We start from the raw sequence: 388 nt of genomic DNA on the forward strand, positions 1-388 counted from the left end.
GCGGTACGGGACGCGAGGCGGGGGAGGCCGCACTTGACGCCTACGGCGGCGGGGAGGTTGCTGGCGCAATTGCGGGAGGGGGGTGCGGGCGACTCCGCTTCCGGCGCTGCGTCTGGAAGGAGTTGGCCGAATGCCGGACCTACTTCTACGGAAAACCTTTCGCAACTGCAACCAGATATGGCACAGTCGGTGTCTGACAGGTCGACGTACGGGCTGAGCGCGAGGGAGGCGGAGATCATGGAGCTCATCGCGTCCGGCATGAGCAACCAGCAGATCGCCGCCACCTGCTTCATCAGCGAGAAGACGGTCAAGAACCACATCAACCGCATCTTCGCGAAGCTGCACAGCACGAGTCGCGCCGAGGCCGCTGCGAAGTGGCGCGGCACGG

General features: G+C 65.5%; 1 protein-coding gene. It reads left to right on the forward strand.

Annotated features, from left to right (window positions below; genetic code table 11):
- Window positions 1-388 (forward strand): helix-turn-helix transcriptional regulator (locus LPA54_RS41690; RefSeq protein ID WP_228985556.1); only part of this gene is annotated, 388 nt, incomplete at both ends.

Origin of the sequence: Streptomyces sp. DH12 (genome assembly GCF_020873895.1) — a bacterium.
Classification (GTDB): Bacteria; Actinomycetota; Actinomycetes; order Streptomycetales; family Streptomycetaceae; genus Streptomyces.